Origin of the sequence: Nocardioides sp. Root240 (assembly GCF_001428825.1) — a bacterium.
In the GTDB taxonomy this organism is placed as follows: domain Bacteria; phylum Actinomycetota; class Actinomycetes; order Propionibacteriales; family Nocardioidaceae; genus Nocardioides.
The window spans coordinates 581,882-603,712 of sequence record NZ_LMIT01000001.1 but is presented as its reverse complement, the minus strand read 5'-3'; the positions used below and the strand labels follow the sequence as shown (position 1 = coordinate 603,712).

At 69.4% G+C, this 21,831-nt stretch carries 23 protein-coding genes; 15 read left to right on the top strand and 8 right to left on the bottom strand.

The window, feature by feature from the left end; genetic code table 11:
• Positions 1 to 3: 3 nt before the first annotated feature.
• Positions 4 to 1,080: an alpha/beta fold hydrolase gene (locus tag ASE20_RS02820; RefSeq protein WP_056892981.1), complete on the bottom strand. Its 1,077-nt coding sequence runs from the start codon at positions 1,078 to 1,080 to the stop codon at positions 4 to 6.
• Positions 1,081 to 1,426: 346 nt separating this feature from the next.
• Between ASE20_RS02820 and ASE20_RS25915 the strand changes: the two genes are divergently transcribed.
• From ASE20_RS25915 to ASE20_RS02780, 8 genes are all read left to right on the top strand, one after another.
• Entirely contained in the window at positions 1,427 to 1,771 is a 345-nt protein-coding gene (locus ASE20_RS25915) for a prepilin-type N-terminal cleavage/methylation domain-containing protein (RefSeq protein ID WP_056892980.1), read from the top strand.
• An 80-nt stretch (positions 1,772 to 1,851) separates the two neighbouring features.
• On the top strand, positions 1,852 to 2,952 hold the full coding sequence (locus ASE20_RS02810) for a type IV pilus twitching motility protein PilT (RefSeq protein WP_225869014.1): 1,101 nt from the start codon (positions 1,852 to 1,854) through the stop codon (positions 2,950 to 2,952).
• Positions 2,953 to 2,968: 16 nt separating this feature from the next.
• Positions 2,969 to 4,702, top strand: coding sequence for a GspE/PulE family protein (locus tag ASE20_RS02805; protein ID WP_082612079.1), 1,734 nt, complete (start codon positions 2,969 to 2,971; stop codon positions 4,700 to 4,702).
• A 2-nt stretch (positions 4,703 to 4,704) separates the two neighbouring features.
• Entirely contained in the window at positions 4,705 to 5,910 is a 1,206-nt protein-coding gene (locus tag ASE20_RS02800) for a type II secretion system F family protein (RefSeq protein ID WP_056892979.1), read from the top strand.
• Complete coding sequence (locus tag ASE20_RS02795) at positions 5,910 to 6,404, top strand: prepilin-type N-terminal cleavage/methylation domain-containing protein (protein ID WP_056892978.1); 495 nt, start codon at positions 5,910 to 5,912, stop codon at positions 6,402 to 6,404. The genes ASE20_RS02800 and ASE20_RS02795 overlap by 1 nt, the downstream gene beginning before the upstream one ends.
• A complete protein-coding gene (locus ASE20_RS02790) occupies positions 6,395 to 7,033 on the top strand; it encodes a type II secretion system protein J (RefSeq protein ID WP_056892977.1) in 639 nt (212 codons plus the stop codon). Before ASE20_RS02795 ends, ASE20_RS02790 begins: the two co-directional genes overlap by 10 nt.
• On the top strand, positions 7,030 to 9,261 hold the full coding sequence (locus ASE20_RS02785) for a hypothetical protein (RefSeq protein ID WP_056917932.1): 2,232 nt from the start codon (positions 7,030 to 7,032) through the stop codon (positions 9,259 to 9,261). The genes ASE20_RS02790 and ASE20_RS02785 overlap by 4 nt, the downstream gene beginning before the upstream one ends.
• Positions 9,243 to 10,058 carry a prepilin peptidase gene (locus ASE20_RS02780; RefSeq protein ID WP_318655570.1) on the top strand — a complete coding sequence of 272 codons (816 nt, stop codon included), beginning with the start codon at positions 9,243 to 9,245 and terminating at the stop codon, positions 10,056 to 10,058. The genes ASE20_RS02785 and ASE20_RS02780 overlap by 19 nt, the downstream gene beginning before the upstream one ends.
• Positions 10,059 to 10,077: 19 nt before the next feature.
• On the opposite strand, the gene ASE20_RS02775 is transcribed toward ASE20_RS02780, so the two are convergent.
• On the bottom strand, positions 10,078 to 10,290 hold the full coding sequence (locus ASE20_RS02775) for a hypothetical protein (protein WP_056892974.1): 213 nt from the start codon (positions 10,288 to 10,290) through the stop codon (positions 10,078 to 10,080).
• Between the two features lie 297 nt (positions 10,291 to 10,587).
• Between ASE20_RS02775 and ASE20_RS02770 the strand changes: the two genes are divergently transcribed.
• Positions 10,588 to 12,135: an HNH endonuclease signature motif containing protein gene (locus ASE20_RS02770; protein ID WP_056892973.1), complete on the top strand. Its 1,548-nt coding sequence runs from the start codon at positions 10,588 to 10,590 to the stop codon at positions 12,133 to 12,135.
• Positions 12,136 to 12,300: 165 nt separating this feature from the next.
• Here ASE20_RS02770 and cls read toward each other — a convergent pair whose 3' ends face one another.
• Positions 12,301 to 13,773 (bottom strand): cardiolipin synthase, encoded by a 1,473-nt coding sequence (gene cls / locus ASE20_RS02765; RefSeq protein ID WP_056892972.1) that lies wholly within the window; start codon positions 13,771 to 13,773, stop codon positions 12,301 to 12,303.
• Between the two features lie 200 nt (positions 13,774 to 13,973).
• On the opposite strand from cls, the gene ASE20_RS02760 reads away from it, so the two are divergent.
• Together ASE20_RS02760 and ASE20_RS02755 are read left to right on the top strand one after the other, a co-directional pair.
• Complete coding sequence (locus ASE20_RS02760) at positions 13,974 to 14,402, top strand: hypothetical protein (RefSeq protein WP_056892971.1); 429 nt, start codon at positions 13,974 to 13,976, stop codon at positions 14,400 to 14,402.
• Positions 14,399 to 14,902, top strand: coding sequence for an RDD family protein (locus ASE20_RS02755; protein ID WP_056892970.1), 504 nt, complete (start codon positions 14,399 to 14,401; stop codon positions 14,900 to 14,902). The genes ASE20_RS02760 and ASE20_RS02755 overlap by 4 nt, the downstream gene beginning before the upstream one ends.
• Positions 14,903 to 14,904: 2 nt before the next feature.
• Here the strand turns inward: ASE20_RS02755 and ASE20_RS02750 are convergent, their stop codons facing one another.
• The 3 genes from ASE20_RS02750 to ASE20_RS02740 all read right to left on the bottom strand — a co-directional run bounded on the left by ASE20_RS02750 (position 14,905) and on the right by ASE20_RS02740 (position 17,822).
• Positions 14,905 to 15,108 carry a DUF2892 domain-containing protein gene (locus ASE20_RS02750; RefSeq protein ID WP_056892969.1) on the bottom strand — a complete coding sequence of 68 codons (204 nt, stop codon included), beginning with the start codon at positions 15,106 to 15,108 and terminating at the stop codon, positions 14,905 to 14,907.
• A gap of 173 nt (positions 15,109 to 15,281) precedes the next feature.
• Positions 15,282 to 15,656: a carboxymuconolactone decarboxylase family protein gene (locus ASE20_RS02745; protein ID WP_056892968.1), complete on the bottom strand. Its 375-nt coding sequence runs from the start codon at positions 15,654 to 15,656 to the stop codon at positions 15,282 to 15,284.
• A gap of 27 nt (positions 15,657 to 15,683) precedes the next feature.
• Entirely contained in the window at positions 15,684 to 17,822 is a 2,139-nt protein-coding gene (locus ASE20_RS02740) for an MMPL family transporter (RefSeq protein WP_056892967.1), read from the bottom strand.
• Between the two features lie 96 nt (positions 17,823 to 17,918).
• On the opposite strand from ASE20_RS02740, the gene ASE20_RS02735 reads away from it, so the two are divergent.
• From ASE20_RS02735 to ASE20_RS02725, 3 genes are all read left to right on the top strand, one after another.
• Entirely contained in the window at positions 17,919 to 18,353 is a 435-nt protein-coding gene (locus tag ASE20_RS02735) for a DUF302 domain-containing protein (RefSeq protein ID WP_225869013.1), read from the top strand.
• Positions 18,337 to 18,597: a metal-sensitive transcriptional regulator gene (locus ASE20_RS02730; RefSeq protein WP_056892966.1), complete on the top strand. Its 261-nt coding sequence runs from the start codon at positions 18,337 to 18,339 to the stop codon at positions 18,595 to 18,597. Before ASE20_RS02735 ends, ASE20_RS02730 begins: the two co-directional genes overlap by 17 nt.
• A 61-nt stretch (positions 18,598 to 18,658) precedes the next feature.
• The gene (locus ASE20_RS02725) at positions 18,659 to 19,879 is read left to right on the top strand and encodes an NAD(P)/FAD-dependent oxidoreductase (protein ID WP_056892965.1); all 1,221 of its coding nucleotides are present in this window, start codon (positions 18,659 to 18,661) and stop codon (positions 19,877 to 19,879) included.
• Here ASE20_RS02725 and ASE20_RS02720 read toward each other — a convergent pair.
• Complete coding sequence (locus ASE20_RS02720) at positions 19,873 to 20,745, bottom strand: DICT sensory domain-containing protein (protein WP_056892964.1); 873 nt, start codon at positions 20,743 to 20,745, stop codon at positions 19,873 to 19,875. The two genes, ASE20_RS02725 and ASE20_RS02720, sit on opposite strands and share 7 nt — an antisense overlap.
• A 79-nt stretch (positions 20,746 to 20,824) precedes the next feature.
• Between ASE20_RS02720 and ASE20_RS02715 the strand changes: the two genes are divergently transcribed.
• Positions 20,825 to 21,109 (top strand): sigma factor, encoded by a 285-nt coding sequence (locus tag ASE20_RS02715; protein ID WP_056892963.1) that lies wholly within the window; start codon positions 20,825 to 20,827, stop codon positions 21,107 to 21,109.
• Between the two features lie 37 nt (positions 21,110 to 21,146).
• On the opposite strand, the gene ASE20_RS02710 is transcribed toward ASE20_RS02715, so the two are convergent.
• On the bottom strand, positions 21,147 to 21,803 hold the full coding sequence (locus tag ASE20_RS02710) for an alpha/beta hydrolase (protein ID WP_056892962.1): 657 nt from the start codon (positions 21,801 to 21,803) through the stop codon (positions 21,147 to 21,149).
• Positions 21,804 to 21,831 lie beyond the last annotated feature (28 nt).

The following is a 21,831-nucleotide window of genomic DNA, read 5'->3' as shown; positions in this document are numbered from 1 at the left end:
ACTTCAGCGCTTCCGGTCGTACTTCTCCAGGAAGTCGTGGATCTCCACCCACGTCGTCTCCGGCGCCTTCGTGCCGGTGAGCACCCCGAGGTGGCCACCCGGCGCGAGCGGCAGCCGCACCTCCTTCGACGACGTGAGCAGCTCGCCGACGTGGTGGGCAGCGGCCGGCGGGACGAGGACGTCGGTCCTGCCGGCGACGTTCATCACCGGCACCTCGACGGTGGCCAGGTCGATGAGGTGGTTGGGGCCCTGGATCCTCCCGCTGGCGAGCTCGTTGCGCAGCGCCAGCCGCTGGTAGACCTGCAGGGTCGCGCGGCCGGGGTAGGCCAGCATGTTGTTCATGATGTGGTCGACCGCCTGCACCTGACCGAGGAACTCGCGGTCCTCGCGCCTGTTCCAGAGGGTCCGCGGCTTCTTCAGGTACGTCGGCAGCGCGGTCGCCTTGAACCCGATGCTCACGAGAGGGGCCGGCACGGATCCGGCTGCCTTGAGCGCGCTGCCGACCAGCCTGCCGCCGGTGACCTTGCCGATCGCCTGCACCGGCTTGAGGATCGGCTGCTTCGACAGGTCGAACGGACTCGCGACCATCGCGACCGAGCGGATCGGGAGCTCGCGGTGCACCGCCGTCGTACCGAGGGAGAGGAGGCCGCCCATGCACCAGCCGACCAGGTGCACGTCCTTGCCACCGTTGTCCTCGCTGACCTTGCGGATCGCCGGCGGCAGCACGTCGTTGACGAAGTGCTCGATGCCGACGAGCCGGTCCTCGCCCTTGAGGGGGCCGTAGTCGACGAGGTACGTCGGGCGTCCCCGGTTCACGAAGTCCTGGGCCAGCGAAAGCCCCTGGCGCAGGTCGAAGCAGGACGCCTGCGACCCGAGCGGCGGCACCAGCAGCACGGGGATCCCCTTGCTGCGCACGCCCTTCGCCTTCTCGTACCGGTGCAGCTCGCGCGTACGACCGGTGTCGATGATCTCCGACGGGGTGCGGGTCAGGTCGGCGATGCCGCCCTTGACCAGGAAGTCCCAGAGGTTGACGACGGACTGCTTGCTCGGCGCCTTGGCCGGCTTGGTCGACTGAGCCACGGGCACAGTGTGGCCCACGTCACGCACTTTCGTCCGGAGGTGGCCGTCGTTGGTCGGCCAGCCCGGAGCGCCGTGGGTCCGTCGTTGGTCGAGTAGCCCGGAGCGCCAGCGGAGGGCGTATCGAGACCCGCCTCGCGCAGCGGCAGATTGTGGGACATAAGTGCGCTTGCCGCAGCCGAACCATCGGATCCGATAGTGGCGGCGCGAACCCTACTACCCATATTGGGGGAAGCAAAGTAAAGAAACCGCGATTGTCATGACGTCGCGTCGCGGGTTGTCGTTGTATCAGTCCAGTGGCTCGGGCCCGCTCCTCCTGATCATCTCTCCTTCCTAAGAGGTAATTCGCATGCGCCGAACCATTGACCGCCTCCAGGCGGCCCGCCGCGACCAGCGCGGCTTCACGCTCATCGAGCTCCTGATCGTCATCATCATCCTCGGCATCCTCGCCGCGATCGTTGTCTTCTCCGTCCGTGGCATCACGGACAAGGGCGACGAGTCCGCCTGCAAGATCGAGTTCCGCACGGTCAACACCGCCATCGAGGCCTACTACGCCGAGAACGGCAGCGAGGCCGCCGACCTGGACGCACTCGTGACCGGCGGGTTCCTCAAGGGTGAGGGCGGCGTCTACTCCGGCAAGTACGTGACCGGCCTGGGTGGTACCCCGGTCGAGGCCACCGGTACCGCTTGCTGACTCGTTTCTCATAGGAGGGCCGTCGCTCCGGCGGCGGCCCTCCTTGCGGTCTGTGCTCGCACTAACTGAGGAGACTTCCCGTGTACCACCATCTGCACCGGATCGGTGACCGGATCGATCAGTTGCTCGCCGCCCTCTGGGAGGTGAAGGGTACCGACCTCATGCTGACCGTCGGCCTCCCGCCAATGCTCCGGGTCGATGGCACCCTGATGCCGGTGCCAGGGCAGTCTGCGCTCACTGCTGACCAAACGGACGGCCTGCTTGCTGAGGTGCTCAGCCCGGAGCAGCACGCAGTGTGGGGCACCCAGCACGAGTACGACTTCTCCTTCTCCTGGCGTGAGCACGCCCGGATCCGAGGCAACGCGTTCACCCAGCGCGGGCTGACCGCTGTCGCCCTGCGGATGATTCCGCGCTCCGTCCCGACCGTCGACGACCTCGGCCTGCCGCCTGCCCTGCGCGAGCTGTCCATGCGTCACCAGGGCCTGATCCTCATGACGGGGCCCACGGGTTCGGGCAAGAGCACGACGCTCGCATCGCTGATCGACCAGATCAACACCAATCGCGGCTGCCACATCATCACCGTGGAGGACCCGATCGAGTACGTCCACGACCACAAGATGGCCGCGGTCAACCAGCGTGAGGTCGGCACCGACACGGCGACCTTCCACGACGCCCTCCGTTCCGTGCTCCGGGAGGACCCCGACGTCCTCCTCGTGGGTGAGATGCGCGACCTCGAGTCCATCCAGTTCGCCTTGACCGTGGCCGAGACCGGCCACCTGGTGTTCGCCACACTGCACACGAACGACACCGCGCAGTCGCTGGGTCGCATGATTGACGTCTTCCCGGCCGAGCAGCAGGCCCAGATCCGGGTCCAGCTCGCAGCCGCGCTGAGCTGCGTCGTCTACCAGCGGCTGATCCCCAAGATCGGCGGTGGCATGACAGCGGCCTATGAGGTACTCGTCGCCACCCCTGCCGTCCGGAACCTGATCAAGGAAGGCAAGACTCATCAGCTCCGCAACTCGCTGGTGACCGGCGCCCAGGATGGGATGATCACGTTGGAGCAGTCGCTGTCCCACCTCATCCAGACGGGCATCGTGGACGAGGAGGAGGCGCGGGCGCGCAGCCTCTACCCGAAGGACATCGAGACCCGACCGCGCTACTCAGCGCCCGTCGGTCGGTGAGGCAGGACCAGCGTCGATGAGGCTCAAGGGCAAGCACACCAAGGCTCCGGCTCCCACCGTTGCACCCCGGAGCGACGAGGACGACGAGCGGCTCGGGCGCATCCTGGTCGGAGCGGGCGTGGTCCAGCCGTACCAACTGGACGCCGTCCGTGATCAAGCAGGCGCGCTTGCCGCGAAGCTGGTCGGCGCCGGATCCATCACCGACGACGCACTGGCCCGCACGCTGAGCCAGCATCACGGCGTGCCGATGGCCGACTTCCGGACGCTGACGCCGGCGCCGGAAGCGATCGCGCTGCTCACGCGGGACCAGGCCACGGCCCTGCAGGTCCTGCCAGTGGCCATCGACGATGAGGCGGTCACGGTGGCGGTGCTCGATCCCGCCCCCGAGCGGGTCGCGGCCATTGCCGCCGTGTTGGAGCGGCCCGTCCGAGCTGCCGTGGTCACCGCGCGTGACCTCGAGCGTGGTCTGGCCACGTCCTACCGCGCCACGCAGGAGGTCGGTGGTCAGGTCCAAGTCTTCGAGGCACGAGACGCCCTTCGCAAAGAGGCCTCCGCGCTCGACGAGGTGAGTGCGAGCGAGGATGCACCTGTCGTTCGCGTCGTGCAGTCCATCATCACCCAGGCGCTTCGTGATCGTGCGTCGGACATCCACGTCGAGCCGACCGGTGAACGGGTGCGGGTCCGCTATCGCATCGACGGCGCGCTGACAGAGGTTCTCGACCTTCCGGCCTCGATCGGACCCGGCATCGTGAGTCGCGTGAAGATTCTCGGTGGAATGAACATCGTCGAACGCCGCCGACCTCAGGACGGCCAGATCTCCATGGAGATCGAGGGCCGTGAGGTCGACATCCGCGTCTCCACCACGGCCGTCGTCGGCGGCGAGAAGATCGTCATGAGAGTTCTCGACAAGAGCCGCCCGCTCTTCAAGCTCGAGCAGCTCGGCATGCCAGCCGAGACAGCTGTCCGGTACTCCCAACTGATCCACTCGCCCTTCGGCATGGTCATCTGCGCGGGCCCGACCGGAGGTGGCAAGACCACCACGCTCTACGCCTCCCTCGGCGAGCTGAACAGCCCCGAGAAGAACCTGATGACGATCGAGGACCCGGTCGAGTACACCTTTGACTCGATCAACCAGATCCAGATCAACGAGCAGGCCGGGATCACCTTCGCCGGCGGCCTCAAGTCGATCCTGCGTCAGGACCCCGACGTGATCCTTGTCGGAGAGATCCGTGACGTCGACACCGCGCGGATCGCGGTCCAGTCGGCTCTGACGGGGCACTTCGTGCTGTCGTCGCTTCACGCGACCGAGGCCGTCTCCGCGCTGTACCGCCTCCTCGACATGGGCATCGAGGCCTTCCTCATCGCATCGTCGGTCACGGCTGTCGTGGCTCAGCGGCTCGTACGGCGCAGCTGCACCTCCTGCCTGGAGCCCTATCAGCCTTCGCCCGACGAACTGGCCTTCCTCCAGCAGTTCGGCGGCGGCGAGCCGATCGGCGGCTTCCAGCACGGCACCGGTTGCCACTTCTGCGCGCACACCGGCTACCTCGAGCGGATCGGGGTCTACGAAATGCTGGTGATCACCGACGAGGTACGCGAGTTGATCGTCGACCGCGCGCCGCATGACCAGATGCGCAAGCTGGCCCGCAACCAAGGCATGCGCACGCTCCAGGAGCAGGCTGCGCAGCTCGTCACCCACGGCACCACCACTGCTGCCGAGGTCATGCGCTCCATCTACGTGGCAGGAGTCTGAAGATGCCCAAGTTCGCCTACGTCGGCGTCGACCTCGCTGGTGACCGGGTCAAGGGCACCCAGAAGGCTCCGAGCCGTGGGGATGCCGAGGTCGCCCTCTACGAGCGGGACTATCGCGACCTCCGGGTCACGGAGAAGAAGAACATCCTGCAATACGAGATCTCGGGACCTCGGATCAAGCGCGAGCAGGTCATGCACCTGTCGCGTCAGATCGCTGCGTTCCTTCGAGCCGGTCTGCCGATCCTCGACGCCGTGCATGCCATCGGTGCCGAGAGCGACAACTCGTCGGTGCGCCGGATGATGCACGACATCGAGGACGGCCTCCGCACGGGCGAGCGCTTCTCCGACACCCTCGAGAGGTATCCCAGGGTGTTCCCCGAGTTCTACCGGGGCATCGTTCGCTCGGCGGAGCTGACGGGTGAGCTCGACATGGTTCTCTCACGCTTGGCGATCTACATCCAGCGCGACCTCGACGCGCGGCGCAAGATCAAGTCGGCTGCCATGTACCCGATTGCCGTCGCAGGCCTTTCAGTGGTCACGGTGCTCGTGCTTGCGCTCTACGTCCTGCCGAAGTTCGAGGACTTCTTCGCGGATCTCGATGCCGACCTGCCGTGGCCGACCCGGTTCATGCTCGACACTTCTGAGTTCATCGGCAACTGGTGGTGGGCGATCCTCGGTGGTGTCGCAGCGGGGGCTCTGCTGAGCTGGCTCATCCTCCGCTTCGAGCGGGGTAAATATGCGCGAGACGCCTTCCTGCTCAAGGTTCCGGTTCTCGGCACGACGATCCAGTACGCGTTGGTCGAACGCTTCTGCCGCGTCATGGCCTCGATGGTGAGCGCCGGCGTCAACCTCCCCGAGGCGATCCGCGTGGCGACTGACTCCCTCAAGAATCGCGTCTTCATCAAGAGGCTCAACGGGGTCACCGAGCAGATGCTCGAGGGACAAGGGCTTGCGGGGCCGCTTGCGCGGACCGAGCTGTTTCCGGGAACCGCCACCTCAATGCTGCGAGTCGGTGAGGAGACCGGATCCATGGACACCCAGCTCGAGGTGACCGCGGAATACTACGAGGACGAGCTCGACTACAAGATCGCGAAGCTCACGTCCCTGTTCGAGCCGATCGTCATCATGGTGATGGGCGGCATCGTGGGCTTCGTCGCGATCGCCCTCGTATCGGCGATGTACGGCATCTATGCGCAGGTGGAGATCTGATGCAACCGCTGACGCGTCGCCGCGCGTCGATCCGATCAGACTCTGGGTTCACTCTCATCGAGGTCCTGGTGTCGATCACGATTCTCAGCATCGCCGGGGTGGCGGTGCTGGCCGGCTTGCAGCTCAGCCTGAAGTCGTCGGACATTCATCGCAAACAGTCCACAGGCGGGGCCTACGTCCGTAGCTATGCGGAGGCGATCGAGGCGTACCTGAACACGACCGGTCACTACGTCAACTGCGCCGGGCCGAATGCCTACAACGTTCCCGCTGTTCTGGGACAGCTCTCGTCGCTCCCCGGAAACTACACGCCCACCCACTCTGCCGCGACGCCGTTGACGGGTGGCGGTGCTGCGGCGTCGACCGCGCCGTGTGGCGACAAGGGAGTTCAGAGAATCACTCTGGCACTCACCGTGCCTCGCAAGGGCGGGAGCGTCACTGAGAAGCTGACGATCGTGGTGCGAAAGGCTTGCGGGACGGGGACCTCATGTCCATGACCAGCAAGGCGCCTGAACGCAACGAAGACGGGGGGTTCACCCTCCCCGAGGTGGTCATCGTCATCGCCATCATGAGCGTCATCCTGGTTGCGCTGACGGGCGTACTGATCAGCTATTTCAGGACGACTGTGGATGCCGAGTCACGGATGACCGAATCCAACGATGTCCAGTTCGCTGCTGCCTACTGGCAGCGTGACGTTGCCAGCATCGGGGTGCGGTCCGCGTACAACACCGCCACGAAGACCTTTCCCCTTGCGCAGTCCGTCAACGTCTCTCCAGGATGCACCTTGCCGACCGGAACCACCTTGGTCACTCTGGCATGGACGGAATACACGTCGGACGTCTCGACGAACGTGGGGGAGATAGTCACCGTGAGCTACGTGGCAACTGGCGCGTCGGCTCCCTACGAACTGGTTCGGGTCCGGTGCACGGGAACGACAGTCGACTCCAAGGTCGAGGTCGCTCACAATCTCAGTATGGTGCAAGTCGCTACCTGCGACGTCGCCTGCAGCGGCACCGGAAACAACGTCCCTACAGTCGTGAATCTCCCTCTCTCGATTCTCGACCAAGAAGGAAACCGCACCGTCGCCTACACCGCCACGCTCTCGGGCGAACGGAGACAATCATGACCCGCATCAGGATCCGTCGTCGACGTCTTCGCGACGATCGGGGGGCGTTGCTCATCTTCGCCATCCTCATCGTCACCGTCATTGCACTGGTTACGGGAATGGTGCTGACAAGGGGCGACGGCAGCCTTCGGGCCACGGTTGCTTTGCGGGACGTCGCGCGCTCGTCCTATGCGGCCGACGGCGCTGCCCAAGTGGCCATCAACGCCCTACGCACCGGCTACAACTCCGGCAACGGAACCAACCCCTCCTACTTCACGAATGCCCCTGGCACAGGTTGCTTCGGCTACGACACGGGTGTCCCCACCACCGCCAAGAACACGTTGTACCTGAATGGCCTCATTCCGAAAGTCGGAAACGAGACGCAGCAAGAGATGTCTGCTCGCGTCGTTTGCGAGATCGACTCTGACACTGGGGAACAGGGCACTGCGGTCCCGATCAACGGCAGCAACAAACCCGGCTACGCGATCGTGACTCTCGGGGATCGAATTGCCAAGACAGGCGGGACCCTCACAGCGGCCCAGCCGCTCAAGGTGCACGGCGGCGTGTTCGCGAACGGCACCATCACGGGCTCGGTCAACCTGGACGCGGGCGATGTCAAGGCAACGGGGACCTGCTCTGCTGCCACGGTGGTGGCGCCTTCGGTCAAGCGGTGTGCTGACGCCCCGCCGGCTCCGGCGCCCACCAGCGACCCGAACTACAACCACGAGCTCGGTAGCTCGCCGCCGGCCCTCAAGAAGCCTCCGACGTCATGCACTGACGGGCTGTCGCCGTCCACGGCTACCACGTCCGACGACAACCTGGCTGTCTTCACCGAGGGCTACTACGACAGCGCTGCCGACATGAACGCGGCGATGAACATCTGCCCCGTTGTCTGGTTCAAGCCCGGCAACTACTACTTCGACTTCCACGACGAAACGTGCTCGAACGTCTGCCCTGACAGCGTCTATCCAGGAATCACCAATCAGTGGTCGATTCCTTCTGGCTTGGATGTCCTTGGCGGCACGCCGACGAACCCAACCACAGGCGCCATTCTCGCGCGGCCTCCCTCGTCACTGCCCGCGGTTGCGCCGAACCAAGGAGGGCTGATTCCTGGCAACTGCCAGAGCCCGATCACCAACGTGAATGCACAGGGTGTCCAGTTCGTCTTCGGCGGCAACAGCAGGCTGTACCTCAACGGCGGATCGAGCCGTGGAGCGCGGATGGAGCTGTGCGCGACGTATCACGTCGATCGACCGCCGATCGAGTTGTACGGCCTCAAGACCGGTAACACGCCCTCATCTGCGCCCGCAAACGGTCTGATTCCGAGCGGCGCCGTGACAACGACGCAGCCGCAGGGGACTTGGACGAACGCAACTGCCGCCGCCGTCTCAGCCGACAACGGCCTGGAAGCAACGTGGACGACCACGGGGTCCGGTACCAAAAATGGGACGATCACGGTGCCCGGGTTTGCTCCGGCGACGGCCGTTCCAGCGGGGGCGATCCTCACGGGCGCGAAGTTGAGGGTGAAGCACAAGGACGTCGGCAACCAGAGCACGGCGGCCTTCCAAGTGAATGGTGCGCCAACGGCGACTGGCGCGTTCACCGTGCCGCTTCGCAATACCACCAGCGGCGTCGACACCGTCGACCTCGCCACCAACGCGACTGAGTTCCAGAACCTGCAACGGCAGGTCCACGACTACGGCTTCTCCGGAGCAAAGGTCACGTACGCGGTGAAAGTGACGTCGAACGGCAACAACGCGGTCACCCTGGATTCGTTGTCCCTCGACCTGACGTACTACGTCCCCGTACTGCGCGGCGAGCAGGGAACCAACATCGAGACGGGGGGTACGTCCACCCCGCTCCTGTGGACCGACAACTCCGGCAACAACAAGATCAACATGTATCTCCACGGCACGACATACGCCCCGTACGGCCACATGGACATCACGCTGAGCAACTTCAGTGCGGAGGTAGCCAAGTTCGGTGTCATCGTGCGGTCACTGCGCTTCGACGTCAACACGGGCAACCCGCTGTTCACCGGACCAGTGTTCGAGATTCCCGACGATTCGCCTGGCTTCGGATTCGAGACGACTCTGGTCAGACTCAACGTCTATGTGTGCCCGGGAGCATCCTGTACGTCGGGCGGAGAGTTGGCTTTGAAGACAAAGGTGATGGTCTTCGATAGCGGCGGCACGCCCGGGCCGCCGAATCGTCAAGTCACCCCGATGAGCTGGAGTCATACGCGCTGACCGAGCAACATATCCTCGACGTCCTCGTCCCGGTCTTCGCCGGCCTTCTCGGGCTGAACATCGGGTCGTTCCTGAACGTCGTCGTGCACCGGGTGCCGGCGGGGGAGTCGATCGTGCACCCGCCGTCGGCGTGCCCGAAGTGCGGGCACGCGATCCGCAACCGGCACAACGTCCCCGTGCTGGGGTGGCTGGTGCTGCGGGGGAAGTGCTTCGACTGCGGGGAGCCGATCAGTGCGCGGTACCCGCTGGTCGAGGCGGGGACGGGTGTCGCCTTCGCGCTGGTGGCGTTGCGGTTCGGGGCGGACGAGGACGGGTTGCGGCTGCTGCCGGCCTACCTCGCGTTCGCCGGGATCGGGATCGCGCTCGCGCTGATCGACCTCGACGTGAAGCGGCTGCCGGACGTGATCGTGCTGCCGTCGTACCCGGTGCTGGCGGCGTTGCTGCTCGTCGACGGGGACGGTGAGGCGCTGGTACGGGCGGCGATCGGTGGGGCCATCCTGTTCGCGTTCTTCTTCATCGTCTGGTTCGCGGCGCCGGGGGGGATGGGCTTCGGGGACGTGAAGCTGGCGGGGATCGTCGGCGCGATGACGGCGTACCTGACGTGGGGGACGCTCCTGGTGGGCGCCTTCATGGGATTCCTGCTGGGGGCCGTCGCCGGCGTCATGCTCATGGTGAGCGGGAAGGCCGGGCGCAAGACGGCGGTGCCGTTCGGGCCGTTCATGATCCTCGGCGCGTGGGCGGCGATCCTGGGAGCAGCGGGGCTCGGCGACTACTACCTCGACCTGATCGGGTACTGACGCCGGCCCCGCCGCTGGGTCAGCGCAGCGGGCGCTCGTCGTACTCACGCACGACGCGGTCGCGGCGCCACGGCGGGGCGATCAGCAGCGAGAGCACGATGGCGAGGACGCCGGCGACGATCAGGATCGTGCCGAGGGCGTCGTCGTTGACGTACTTGATGTCGACGGTGATGACGTCCAGGGCGAAGACGAGGCCGAGGACGAGGAGAACGATGCCGAGTCCGATGTACATGGCCGTGCAGTGCCCGCGGGCGGCCCCGGCAGACCCCTCGGATCGGCGGACGGTTGGGTCCCTTCCGCCCTCGCTCAGGTACGCCGGGCGTCGCACCTGTGGACGAGATCGAACATATGTTCGACTCTGTGCTAGGATGGGAGCAGCCCAGATGGCGGGATGCTCCGAGTGGTCCCGGGCCCTGAGGGCCAGTTCGTCAGGACATGGCACGCACCAGCCAGGTGCGGAGGAGTCGCTGCTCAGTTCGAGCCTCCTGCAGGACGACAAGCAACTTTGTCGCGCCCGCCAGGAGATCGCATGTCCACCGCCCAGCTCGCCCCTCCGCACCCGATCCTCGGGGGCGTCGCAGGGCTGCGTGCGCTGGTGGCGGAGATGGCGGACGCCCAGCCGACGTACCTGACGACGACGGAGAAGCAGGCGGCGCTCGTCGAGCTGGCCCGGCTGGAGGCGCAGGTGGCCGAGGTCCGGCTGCGGGTGCTGGCGGCTGCGGACGAGGTCGGGGAGGAGTCCGGCGCCCGTGACGCGGCGGCGTGGGTGGCTGCCGCGACGCGCGCCGACTCCGAGACCGTCCGCCGCGACGTCCAGCTGGCCAAGGCGCTGGAGCGACGTCCTCTCGTCGCCGCCGGCATGCGCGCCGGTGCGGTGTCAGTGGCGCAGGCCCGGGCGATCACGGCCGGCGTCGACGCGTTGCCGACGACGATCGGCGCCGACGTGCTCCGGGAGGCCGAGGCGACCCTGGTCGGCCACGCCGCCGACTTCCGCCCTCGCGAGCTCGGTCGCCTCGCCCGGCGGATCCTCGACGTCGTCGCACCCGAGGTCGCCGAGGAGGAGCTGGCGCGACGTCTCGAGGACGAGGAGCGCGAGGCCCGGGAGCGGGAGTCCCTGCGCTACCGCGACAACCCCGACGGCACGAGCGACATCTGGTGGCGCTGCCCGACCACGATCCGCAAGCGGCTGTGGGCCTACCTGCAGGCGATGACCTCGCCGCGGAAGGAGGGCCGCCGCGCACCGAAGGATGCCCGGCCCCCGCGCCGCCGGGCGTACGCCGCCGCGCTGGCCACGCTGCTCGAGCAGGTCGATCCCTCGGGCCTGCCCGCCCACGGCGGCGACGCCACCACCCTGCTGGTCACCATGACCCTCGGCCAGCTGCAGGCGGAGCTGGCCAGGGCCGGCATCCTGACGCCCGACGGCGTCGACGACATCTCTGCCGAGCAGGCTCGTCGGCTGGCGTGCAGCGCTGGCATCGTGCCGGTCGTGCTGGGGTCACGGGGCGAGGTCCTCGACCTCGGTCGCCGCAGCCGGCTCTTCTCCGCCGCTCAACGGCGTGCCATCCGGCTCCGTGACCACCGCTGCCGCGCGGAGGGGTGCGACGCTCCGGCCGCCTGGTGCGAGGTCCACCACCGCCAGCCGTGGGCGCAGGGCGGCCGTACCGACCTCGCCGACGGGGTCAGCTTCTGCAGCCACCACCATCACCGGGTCCACGACCACCGCTACGAGGCGACCTGGCTCCCGTCCGTGACGTGCGGTTCCATCGGCGCAGATAGGCCGGGACGGCGCTGCCGGCCCCACTCGGTGCGGGCAGCGCCGCCGCGACAGATCGTGGGTCAGCGGTTGCTGAAGCAGACCAGGCACGACCGCGGGTCGTGCTGGATGTTGCTGGCGTGCAGGCGGTCCGCCCGCGTCAGCAGGTCGTCGAGCGCGCGCTCGGAGGCGGCGATCTCGAGGATGACCTCCTCGAGGTCCGGCGAGAGCCGCGGGCCGTTGGGCCGTTCGCGCTCGGTTTCCGTGACCTGCATCGCTTCGATGGCGCTCATGCGTTCCTCCCCCTGGTTGCCGAGACCTTGACCTTTCGAGCATCGGGGAGCCGGCAGGCTGGCCGCAATGGTCGGGCGACACGTCGGAACGAAGGAATTGCTGCGCTGGTTCCTTGTGACTAGGACTCCGGGACGCCCGTCTCAAATGCCCTCGCGCGGCACTGTCGGATCCGCTGGAAGGGGTTGCGCCGGTTCGCTACTGCAGTGCGGCGGTCAGTCGCATGACGTTGTCGACGTACTTCGTGCGGGCGGGACGCTGGTCCCACTCGGGCAGGGTGAGCTCCTGGGAGATCGCGCGGTAGGCGTCCTGCACGCCGCGCAACCGCTCGACGACGGCGGGGTCGGGCAGCATGAGCGAGACCTCGTAGTTGAGGCCGAACGAGCGCATGTCCATGTTGCTGGAGCCGATCACCGCGACGTCGTCGTCGATCGTGAAGTGCTTCGCGTGGAGGATGTACGGCGCCGGGTAGCGGTAGATCCGGACGCCGGCCTGCAGCAGCGCGCGGTAGTACGACGCCTGCGCGTGGCCGACCATGAACTGGTCCGACACCTCGCTGACGAACAGCTCGACGTCGACGCCGCGCTCGGCGGCAGTGGTGACGGCGTACAGCAGCGACTCGTCCGGGACGAAGTACGGCGAGGTGAGCGAGATCCGCTCGGTGGCGGCGTAGATCAGCGTGGTGAACATGCGCAGGTTGTTCTCCGCGACCAGGCCGGGACCGCTCGGGACCACCTGGCAGGGGACGTCGAGGACCTCGTCGGGACGGACGTCGGGCTCGCCGAAGACGGGGACCAGCTCGACGACCTCGCCGGTCTCGACGTACCAGTCGGAGGCGAAGACGGCGTTCAGGCCGCCGACGACCGGGCCCTCGAGGCGCACCATCAGCTCGACCCACTCGCGGCCCAGCTTGTGGTTCTTCGGCTTGTTGTAGCCGGGCTCGGTGAGGTTGAGCGAGCCGGTGAAGCCGACGCTGCCGTCGACGACGAGGATCTTGCGGTGGTTGCGCAGGTCGGGACGGCGGAAGCGGCCCTTGAGTGGCTTGATCGGCAGCATCGGGTGCCACGCGATCCGGGTCTCGCCGAGGCGCCGGAGCATCGCGCGGTAGCCGGGGAGGCCGCGGGAGCCGAGGTGGTCGAACAGCAGCCGTACGTCGACGCCGCGCTCCGTCGCGCGCAGCAGGGCCTGGAACAGTGGGTCCGTCACGTCGTCCCAGGCGGTGATGTAGAACTCCACGTGCACGTGGCTGCGGGCGCGGTCGACCTCGCGGGCCATCTCCTCGATGACGCCGACGTAGTCGGGCCACAGCTGCACCTCGTTGCCGCCGGTCAGGGGGAGCGCGCCGAGGTGGTGGTTGAGTCGGGCGACGCGGGCGATCGGCGCGGGCAGGCGGCCGTGGTCGAAGGACAGTGGCAGCCGGTCGGCGCGCTCGCGGATCGCGGTGATCGCCGTCTTCTGGCGGGTGATCCGGCGGTTGCCCAGGCGGGTGCGTCCGAGCAGCAGGAAGACCGAGAAGCCGATGATCGGCTCGATCATGATCAGCAGCAGCCAGGCCATGCCCGTCGACGGCTTGCGGTTGCCGGGGATGACCCCGAGCGCCACGAAGCGCAGGACGATGTCGAGCCCGAGGATGGTCCAGCCCAGGGCCGACGTCGGAACGGGGAACGTCATGCGCGGAGCCTAGGGCGCGTCGGGCAATCCTTGGCGGCGCCCAACCCGCCCAGCACGCACGCTGGCGGCGTTGCCGATGCTGGAAAGACGTCCAGTCTGCCTGCGCACCGGCGCCTTGCCATCGCACGCACTGGACGACTTGGGCATCCACCCAGGATTGCCCGGCACGCCCTAGGGCGCCCCTGTGGAATCCTGACGCCATGACGCCCGCGGAGCCCGGTCTGTTCGGTCGTGTCGCCGGTGCGGTGACCGGCAAGGTGGTCGACGCCGTGCCGATCGAGGTGGTCCTCGACCACGTCGACGTCAACGACCTGCTGGAGCGGGTGGACGTCAACCAGCTGCTCGAGCGGGTCGACGTGAACCGCCTGCTCGACCGGGTCGACGTCGACCGGCTGCTGGCGCGCGCGGACGTCGAGCAGCTGGTCCAGCGGGCCGGCATCCCCGACATCGTCGCGGACACGACGGGCAACCTCGCCGGGCGCACCCTCGACGCGGCGCGTGCCCAGGTCGTCGGGCTCGACACCGTGGTCGGCGGGATCGTCGACCGACTGCTGCGACGTACGGGTCCGGCGCCGCTCGGTCCTGAGCTGCTGGTGGGACCGGCTCAGCGGGCGGGGGAGGGCCGGTGAGCCGCCGGACCGTCACCGGTCAGTACGCCGGGCCGGTCAGCCGGGCAGCGGCGACGGCCATCGACGTCGGTGTGGTGCTGGCGTCGTACTCCCTGGGGGTGGGGATCGCCGGCTTCCTCGCGCAGGCGCTGCTCGACGTGTCCCTCGAGGACGGCACCGGGCTCGTCGCCACGCTCGCGCTGCTCACCTGGGGTGCGGTGTACGTCGTGGCCGGCACCGCCGTCGCCGGGCGGACCATCGGCAAGGCCGCCGTGGGCCTGAAGGTGGTCGCGCGCGACGGGCGGCCGGTGCGCCCGGTCGCCTGCGTGGTGCGGGTCCTCGCGCTGCCGCTGAGCACGTCCGTCTTCGGGATCGGCGCGCTGCTGATCGTGCTCCGGCGCGACCACCGGGCGCTGCACGACCTGATCGCCCGGACCGCCGTGGTCTACGACTGGGGCGACCGGCCGGCGCAGCTGCCGGGTCCGCTGGCGGCGTACCTCCAGGCGCGCACCGGCAGCTGAGCTCAGCGAAAGGCGCACCCCGCCGGTACGCCGAACCGGCGCAGCACGACCGCCGCCGGGCAGAAGCCGGTGACGCTGGCCTGCAACAGGTTGGCGCCGACGAACGCGGCGAGCAGCAGCCACCAGCCCGACAGCACCGTGGCGAGGAGCGCGCTTGCCAGCACGAGCGTCCCGGCCAGGGCGAGGACGAGACGGTCGACGTTCACGATGACCGCCCGAAGAGCCGGCGCAACAGGCCCTGGCCGGCGGTCGGGTCCGGTGCGTGGCCGGCGCACCACTGGTCGGCGGGGACGCGGGCCCTCACTGCGGCGACGTGGTGGCCGCAGCCGGCCCACGTCGTCCTCCCGCAGGTCCTGCAGGTCACGGCACGGCACACGGCTCAGGCCTCCTGCGCGGTGTCGGCGAGGGCATCGGCGAACGAGCAGAACGCGTCGTAGGCGCGGGCGCCGTGGATGGTGGCCGGGCCGCCGTGCATCAGGAAGGCCACGCCGATCGCCTCGGCCGCCTCCTGCTTCGTCGCACCGGCGCGGACCGCGGCCTGCGCGTGCGAGGCGATGCAGCCGTCGCAGCCCTCGGTGACACCGATGGCGAGGGCGATCAGCTCCTTGGTGCTGCGGGGCAGGGCGCCGTCGTCGAAGGCGGCCTTCGAGAGCTCGCCGAACCCGACGTACACGTCCGGGATGGCGCGGCGCAGGTTGCGGTGCAGCGGCGAGAGCTCGTCGAGGACGGGCTTGCCGTGGGGTGAGGTGGTCATGGTCTTTCCTCTCAGGGTGGGTGTGGGTCAGTCGTGGGCGAAGGTGATGCGGGGCAGGATCCGGCGCAGCCACGCCGGGCTCGCCCAGGCAGCGCGGCCGGAGACGCGCAGCAGGACGGGGAGCAGGACGAGGCGGACCAGGAAGGCGTCGAGGAGGACGGCGACGCCGAGGATGACGCCCATCTCCTTCGGCGGCAGCGGGCCGGAGAGCGCGAAGGTGAAGAACACCGCGACCATCACTCCGCCAGCCGCGAAGATCACCCGTCCCGAGTGGGCGACGGCGCCGACCATGGCCTCGCGCGGGTCGCCCGACTTCTCCCAGTGCTCCTTGGCCGACGCCAGCAGGAAGACCGTGTAGTCCATCGCGATCGCGAAGATCATCGCGAAGAAGAACACCGGGGCCCACGCGTCGAGGAAGCCCTGCGGCTCGAAGCCGAGGAGCCCGGCGCCGTGGCCCTCCTGGAACACCAGTCGTGCCACACCGAAGGCGGCGGCTGTCGACAGCAGGCTGGCGAGCGTGCCGAGCAGGGCGATGAGCGGCGCCTGCAGGGCGACCAGCAGGAGCAGGAAGCCGAGCCCCATCACGACGCCGATCACGAGTGGTGTCGAGCGGTCGAGCTGGTCGGTCAGGTCGATGTTCTCGACCGCCGCGCCGCCGACGAGTGCGGACGACGGCAGCTCGGCGCGCAGCCGGTCGACCGTCTCGGGCAGGGCCGGGTCGGACGGGTTGACCGTCGGCGTGGCCTGGATCAGCGCGAGACCACTGTCGTCGCCCGCCGGGACGGCCCGCGTCACCGCGGCGATGCCGGGGTCGGAGGTGAGCACGGCGGCTGCGGCGGGCGCGTCAGCGTCCTTCATGACGACCTGGAGCGTGCCGGGCGCACCCTCGCCGAAGGCGTCCTGGACCTGCGCGTAGCCGATCCGCGCACTGGCGTCCTCGGGCAGCACCTTGATCGAGGGCATGCCGGTCTTCAGGCCGATGATCGGCGCGGCCAGGAGCAACAGCACGACGGTTGAGCCGATGCCCCACGCGGCCGGGTGCCGCCACAGGTGCTCACCCCAGCGGGCGAAGACGGGGGAGCGGTGCTCGCCGGCCTTCACCCACGGCAGGGCCAGGCGGTTGATCCGGTCGTCGAGCTTGAAGAGGACCAGCGGCAGCAGCGTGAGCGTGGCCGCCAGGACGAAGGCGACCGAGATCATGATGCCGCCGGCCATCGACCGGAAGGACGGCGACGGCACCAGCATCACGGCGGACAGGGACACGAGCACCGTCGCTCCCGAGAGCAGCACCGCCTTGCCCGCGGTGTCCATCGTCTCGGCGATCGCCTGCCGTGCGGATCCGTGCCGGCCCATCCGGGCGGCCCGGTACCGGACGACGAGGAAGAGTGCGTAGTCGATGCCCAGGGCGAGGGCGAACATCATGGCGAAGTTCATCGCCCAGATGGAGACGGGCACGAGCTCGTTGAGCAGCACGAGCGATCCCGCCGACGCGACCAGGCCGGCGAGGGTGAGCATCAGCGGGAGTCCGGCGGCGACGAGCGCACCGAAGGCGAGCACGAGGATGGCCAGGGTCACGGGCCAGGAGTACATCTCCGAGGTCAGCATCGCCTCGAGGTTGGCCTCGTTGAAGTCGGACCACAGGAGTGACGAGCCGGTCGGGTTCACGGCGACCGTGTCGGTCGACAGGGCCTGCAGGTCCTCCTTGAGGTCGCTGGCGACGCGCACCATCTCGTTGGTGTCGACGCCGGCCCCGGCGAGGACGACGGCCGTGCGGCCGTCGGGGGAGAGGCTGGTTCCGGGCTGCGGTGCGACGACCTCGCCGAGACGCGGCTCGCCCTCGAGGATCCGGGTGACCTCGGCGAGCACCCGCGGCCCGTCGCCGCTGTCGAGCGATCCGTCGGTGCGGTGCACGACGACCTGGATCGCGTGGCTGGCGTTGCCGCCGAAGTGGTCCTGCGCGAGGTCGCGCACCGCGACCGACTCGGATCCGTCGGCCTGCCAGCCGGCGCCCGAGAGGTTCTTCTCGACGGCAGGGGCGAACGCCCCGAGGCCGACCACGACGACGATCCAGCCGATCCCGACCACGCGCCGGTGGCTGAGGACCCACAGGCCGAGCCGGCCGAGCGGGCCGGCGTGGGGCGAAGGTTCGAGCGAGTGCTGCGCCACGGTGGCGCCTCCTTTCCGATTATCCCCCTGGGGGGTTATGATCGGAACCGTAGCATATCCCCCCGGGGGGATAATGAATCGACGGAGGAGCGACCCATGGACCTGACCGACTTCACGCTCAGCGCGACCCTCGCGTCGTCGTACGACGACACGGTGACGCGGGTGCGTGCCCTGCTCGGCGACGCGGGTTTCGGCGCGCTGACGGAGATCGACGTCCGGGCGACGCTCAAGGCGAAGCTCGACGTCGACGTCCCTGCGCAGCTGATCCTCGGCGCCTGCCGGCCGCAGCTCGCGCACCGTGCGCTGCAGGTCGAGCCGCGGGTCGCGGTGCTGATGCCGTGCAATGTGGTCGTCGCCGACCTGGGGGAGGGCGGCACCCGCGTCGACGTGATGGACCCGGCACTGCTGGCCTCGCTGACGCCCGATCCGGAGCTCGCCGCGGTGGCCGCCGACGGTCGCGCCCGGCTCACCGGGATGATGGAGGCACTGATGGCCGGACCGACGGGAGCAACCGATGCAGCTGGAGCCTGACGAGATCAAGGCGATCATCACGCGCCTCAAGCGGGCCAACGGCCACCTGGCGTCCGTGATCCGGATGCTCGAGGACGGCGCCGAGTGCGAGGACGCGCTGATGCAGCTGGCTGCGGTCAGCAAGGCTGTCAGTCGGGGCGGCTACGCGCTGGTGGCCGCGGGACTGCAGAAGTGCCTCGAGGAGGGCGGTCCCGACAGCGTGGACGCGAAGAAGATGGAGAAGCTCTTCCTCGCACTGGCCTGATCACCCTCGCTCTCCTAAACTTCCACAGACTGTTGAACTTTCTGTGGAAAGCGGGGCCGTGATGGGTGAACGACCGGTCGTGGTGGTCGGTGCCGGCCTCGCGGGACTGGCCTGCGCCCGGGCGCTCGTCGCCACCGGGCGCGAGGTGGTGGTCCTGGAGGCGGCGGATGCCCCCGGTGGACGGGTCCGGTCGGACGTCGTCGACGGGTTCGTGATCGATCGTGGGTTCCAGGTCCTCAACACCGCCTACCCGGCGCTGCGTCGCGAGATCGACCTCGATCGTCTCGACCTGCGGCGTCTGCCGCGCGGGGCCCGGGTGCGGCGTGGCGGCCGCCTGGTCGACGTACCCCACCCGCTCGCGAGCCCGGCTGCGCCGTGGCGCGCCCTCGCCTCGGGGGCTGCCGACGTCCGCGGCAAGGTCGCCCTGGCCCGCTACGTGCTCGGTCTGCTGGCCTCCTCCCCGGCGGCGATCATGGCCCGGGACGATCGCCCGGCGGTCGAGGTGTGGCGCGAGGTGCTCCCCGCGGAGGTCGTCGACGACGTGCTGGTGCCCTTCTTCGCCGGCGTGGTCCTCGACCCGCAGGTCGCGACCTCCCGCGTGTTCGCCGACCTCATGATGCGTTGCTTCGCCCGGGGCTGGTCAGCCGTGCCGGCGCGCGGCATGCAGCGCCTGCCGGACGCGCTGGCCGCGGACCTGCCAGCGGGCTCGCTGCGCCTGGGCTCCCACGTCAGCGACCTGGCCCCCGGTGTCGTCGGCCTGGTGGGTGGTGCAGAGGTGGCGGCGAGTGCCGTCGTCCTGGCCACGGACTCCCGGGCCGCGCACGACCTGCTTCCGGCGCTCGGCGAGCCACCGGTGCTGCGTGGTGTGCGCACGTTCTACTTCGCGGCAGACCCGTGGCCCGGCCAGTCCGGCACACTGGTCGTCGATGCCGACGGGTCCGGCGTGGCCACGTCGGTCGTCCTCACCGCCTCGGCCCCGGAGTACGCCGCCGACGGGCGTTCGTTGATCGCCACCTCGGTGATCGGTCCGGGGGACCTCGCCGCGGAGTCGGTCGAGGCGACGGCCCGCGCGCTGCACGAGGCGCCGGCTGGTCCGTGGGAGCTGGTGGCCGTGCGCGACGTTCCCCACGCGCTTCCGGCGATGCCCGCACCGCACGCGATGCGTCCGGCGGTCGAGGTGGCCGGCCTGGTGGTCGCGGGCGACCACCGGGCGACGAGCTCGATCCAGGGCGCGCTCGCGTCCGGCCGCCGGGCGGCCAGGGCGGTGCTGGCGCGTCAGTGACCGAGGCGGTCGACGTAGGCGACGACGCGGTTGAAGAGCGCGGTGACGCCGTCGGGGGTGGTCGTGCGCGGTGCCGGCGCCTCGGCGAGCTCGTAGAGCAGCGGGCGCGCGGCGAGCACCCCGGCAGACTCCGCGACCGAGGCCGCGACGCGAGCCGCGTCGCGCACGGCGGCCGGGTCGACCGTCCACATCGCCTCGAAGATCCGCTGGCGGTCGGGGACGGCGGCCTGGCCGGGCAGCTCCCACGCGGTCAGGCAGGCCGTGCTGTCGGCCGCGTCGCAGACCACGGCCCACTCCCGGCGCATCGGAGCATCCTCGGCGAGGGTGGCGCGGACCGGCCCGCTCGCCGCGTCGGCGGTGTCGGGCCAGTGGTCGGCGAAGACGACCGCCGAGCGTGCGACGCGGTCGAGCTCGGTCCAGCGCGGCGCTGACGGGGCGTAGAACTCGGCGCGCTGGAAGGCCCCGAAGAGCACCGGGCGGTCCGCGACCGCGCAGCACTCGTCCTCGATCGCCCAGGACAGCGCGATCAGGGTGGACTTGCGCAGGCGGTGGGTGGCCAGCGCGGGGTGGCGGCGGCGGAGCTCGGCGTAGATGGACGGGTTGCTCGGCGGGCGCGTGGCGGCCGCCTCGGCGATCGCCACCTCCAGCCGGATGCCCGCATCGCGCCGGCGGAGCACCTGGCGCACCAGCTCGACGTCCGCCGCGGTGTAGCGGCGGTGACCGCTGGCCAGGCGGTGGGGCACCGGGAAGCCGTGCCGCGACTCCCACATGCGCAGCACGGACGTGGTCACGCCGGCTCGCTGGGCGAGGTCGCCGATGGTCAGGTCCGCATCGGGGGCTTGCGCGGCGGCCTCGGTCTGGTCCATGCTCACATCATAAATCTAAACAAGCCGTTGAAGTAAGTTGTTCAAGATTTCACTGCCACTCTCCGGGGAGGGAGATGCCATGCCGGACCGGAACGGGACCGCCGACCTCGCGGGGCTGCTGCGTCGGTGCGCGGACGGCGACGAGGAGGCCCTCGCCGCCCTGTACGACGCCAGCTGCGCCCGGGTCTACCGGCTCTCGCTGCTCCTCACCGGCCACCCCGAGCCGGCGGCGCACCTGTGCCGGATCACCTACCTGCGGGTGTGGCGTGAGGCCGGCGGGTACGACGCGCGGTCCGGCTCGGCATGGGCCTGGCTGCTCGCCCGCGTGCATGACGTCGACCGGGAGCTGGCTGCTGCGGCCTGAGGGGGTCTCGTGACTGCTGCTGCGCGGCCTCCTCGCCCTACGCGTCGGTGAGCACCAGCTCCCGCACGCTGGCCACGGTGAAGGCGTTCCACAGGGGGACCTGCGTCAGCAGGTAGTGGCCGACCATTCCCATGTCGGTGAAGTCGGCGTCCGCGACCGTGGCGGCCCGCTCGACGAAGCGACGCGTCGCCCGCGCGGAGGTGATCCGGTCGCGGCGGCCGTGGGCGGCGCGCAGCCGCTTGCCGGTCAACGGATCGACCGGCTCGTCGGCCGGCAGCCAGGGCGCGAGGGCGACCACGCCCTGCACTGCCGGGTGGTCGGCGACGGCGACGGCCGTGCGTGCGCCCATCGAGTGGCCGACGATGACGACAGGGACGTCGTGCTCCTGGGCCAGCTCGTCGAGGGCCCACCGCGCGTCGGGCACCGGCGAGGGCAGCGCGCCGGCGCCGGCGTTCCACCCCTTGACCCGGTAGCGCAGCACCGCGACCCCGATCCCGTCCGCCCCGACGCGCCGGGCCAGCGTGCGCCCCAGCGCCCGGGCCCGTCGCCAGGACAGGCTCCGGCCGTCGACCGGCCGATCGGTGCGCTCGGCGCCGCCGTGCAGGACGAGCACGACGGCGCGCAGGTCGTCCGGCAGCCACACGTCGGTGAAGGCGGGAGCGGTGCCGGGCTCGGGAAGGTGCAGGTCAGCCATCGTGGAGCATTCGGAGACGCCGGCGCGG

Bases quoted from the DNA above. Each gene is read 5' to 3' on its own strand.
- ASE20_RS02745 (WP_056892968.1), bottom strand. From the start codon at position 15,656: ATGACCACCTCACCCCACGGCAAGCCCGTCCTCGACGAGCTCTCGCCG.
- ASE20_RS02800 (WP_056892979.1), top strand. From the start codon at position 4,705: ATGCCCAAGTTCGCCTACGTCGGCGTCGACCTCGCTGGTGACCGGGTC.
- cls (WP_056892972.1), bottom strand. From the start codon at position 13,773: ATGACGTTCCCCGTTCCGACGTCGGCCCTGGGCTGGACCATCCTCGGG.
- ASE20_RS02725 (WP_056892965.1), top strand. From the start codon at position 18,659: ATGGGTGAACGACCGGTCGTGGTGGTCGGTGCCGGCCTCGCGGGACTG.
- ASE20_RS02805 (WP_082612079.1), top strand. From the start codon at position 2,969: ATGAGGCTCAAGGGCAAGCACACCAAGGCTCCGGCTCCCACCGTTGCA.
- ASE20_RS02785 (WP_056917932.1), top strand. From the start codon at position 7,030: ATGACCCGCATCAGGATCCGTCGTCGACGTCTTCGCGACGATCGGGGG.
- ASE20_RS02720 (WP_056892964.1), bottom strand. From the start codon at position 20,745: ATGGACCAGACCGAGGCCGCCGCGCAAGCCCCCGATGCGGACCTGACC.
- ASE20_RS25915 (WP_056892980.1), top strand. From the start codon at position 1,427: ATGCGCCGAACCATTGACCGCCTCCAGGCGGCCCGCCGCGACCAGCGC.
- ASE20_RS02735 (WP_225869013.1), top strand. From the start codon at position 17,919: ATGGACCTGACCGACTTCACGCTCAGCGCGACCCTCGCGTCGTCGTAC.
- ASE20_RS02730 (WP_056892966.1), top strand. From the start codon at position 18,337: ATGCAGCTGGAGCCTGACGAGATCAAGGCGATCATCACGCGCCTCAAG.
- ASE20_RS02795 (WP_056892978.1), top strand. From the start codon at position 5,910: ATGCAACCGCTGACGCGTCGCCGCGCGTCGATCCGATCAGACTCTGGG.
- ASE20_RS02760 (WP_056892971.1), top strand. From the start codon at position 13,974: ATGACGCCCGCGGAGCCCGGTCTGTTCGGTCGTGTCGCCGGTGCGGTG.
- ASE20_RS02770 (WP_056892973.1), top strand. From the start codon at position 10,588: ATGTCCACCGCCCAGCTCGCCCCTCCGCACCCGATCCTCGGGGGCGTC.
- ASE20_RS02710 (WP_056892962.1), bottom strand. From the start codon at position 21,803: ATGGCTGACCTGCACCTTCCCGAGCCCGGCACCGCTCCCGCCTTCACC.
- ASE20_RS02715 (WP_056892963.1), top strand. From the start codon at position 20,825: ATGCCGGACCGGAACGGGACCGCCGACCTCGCGGGGCTGCTGCGTCGG.
- ASE20_RS02790 (WP_056892977.1), top strand. From the start codon at position 6,395: ATGTCCATGACCAGCAAGGCGCCTGAACGCAACGAAGACGGGGGGTTC.
- ASE20_RS02775 (WP_056892974.1), bottom strand. From the start codon at position 10,290: ATGTACATCGGACTCGGCATCGTTCTCCTCGTCCTCGGCCTCGTCTTC.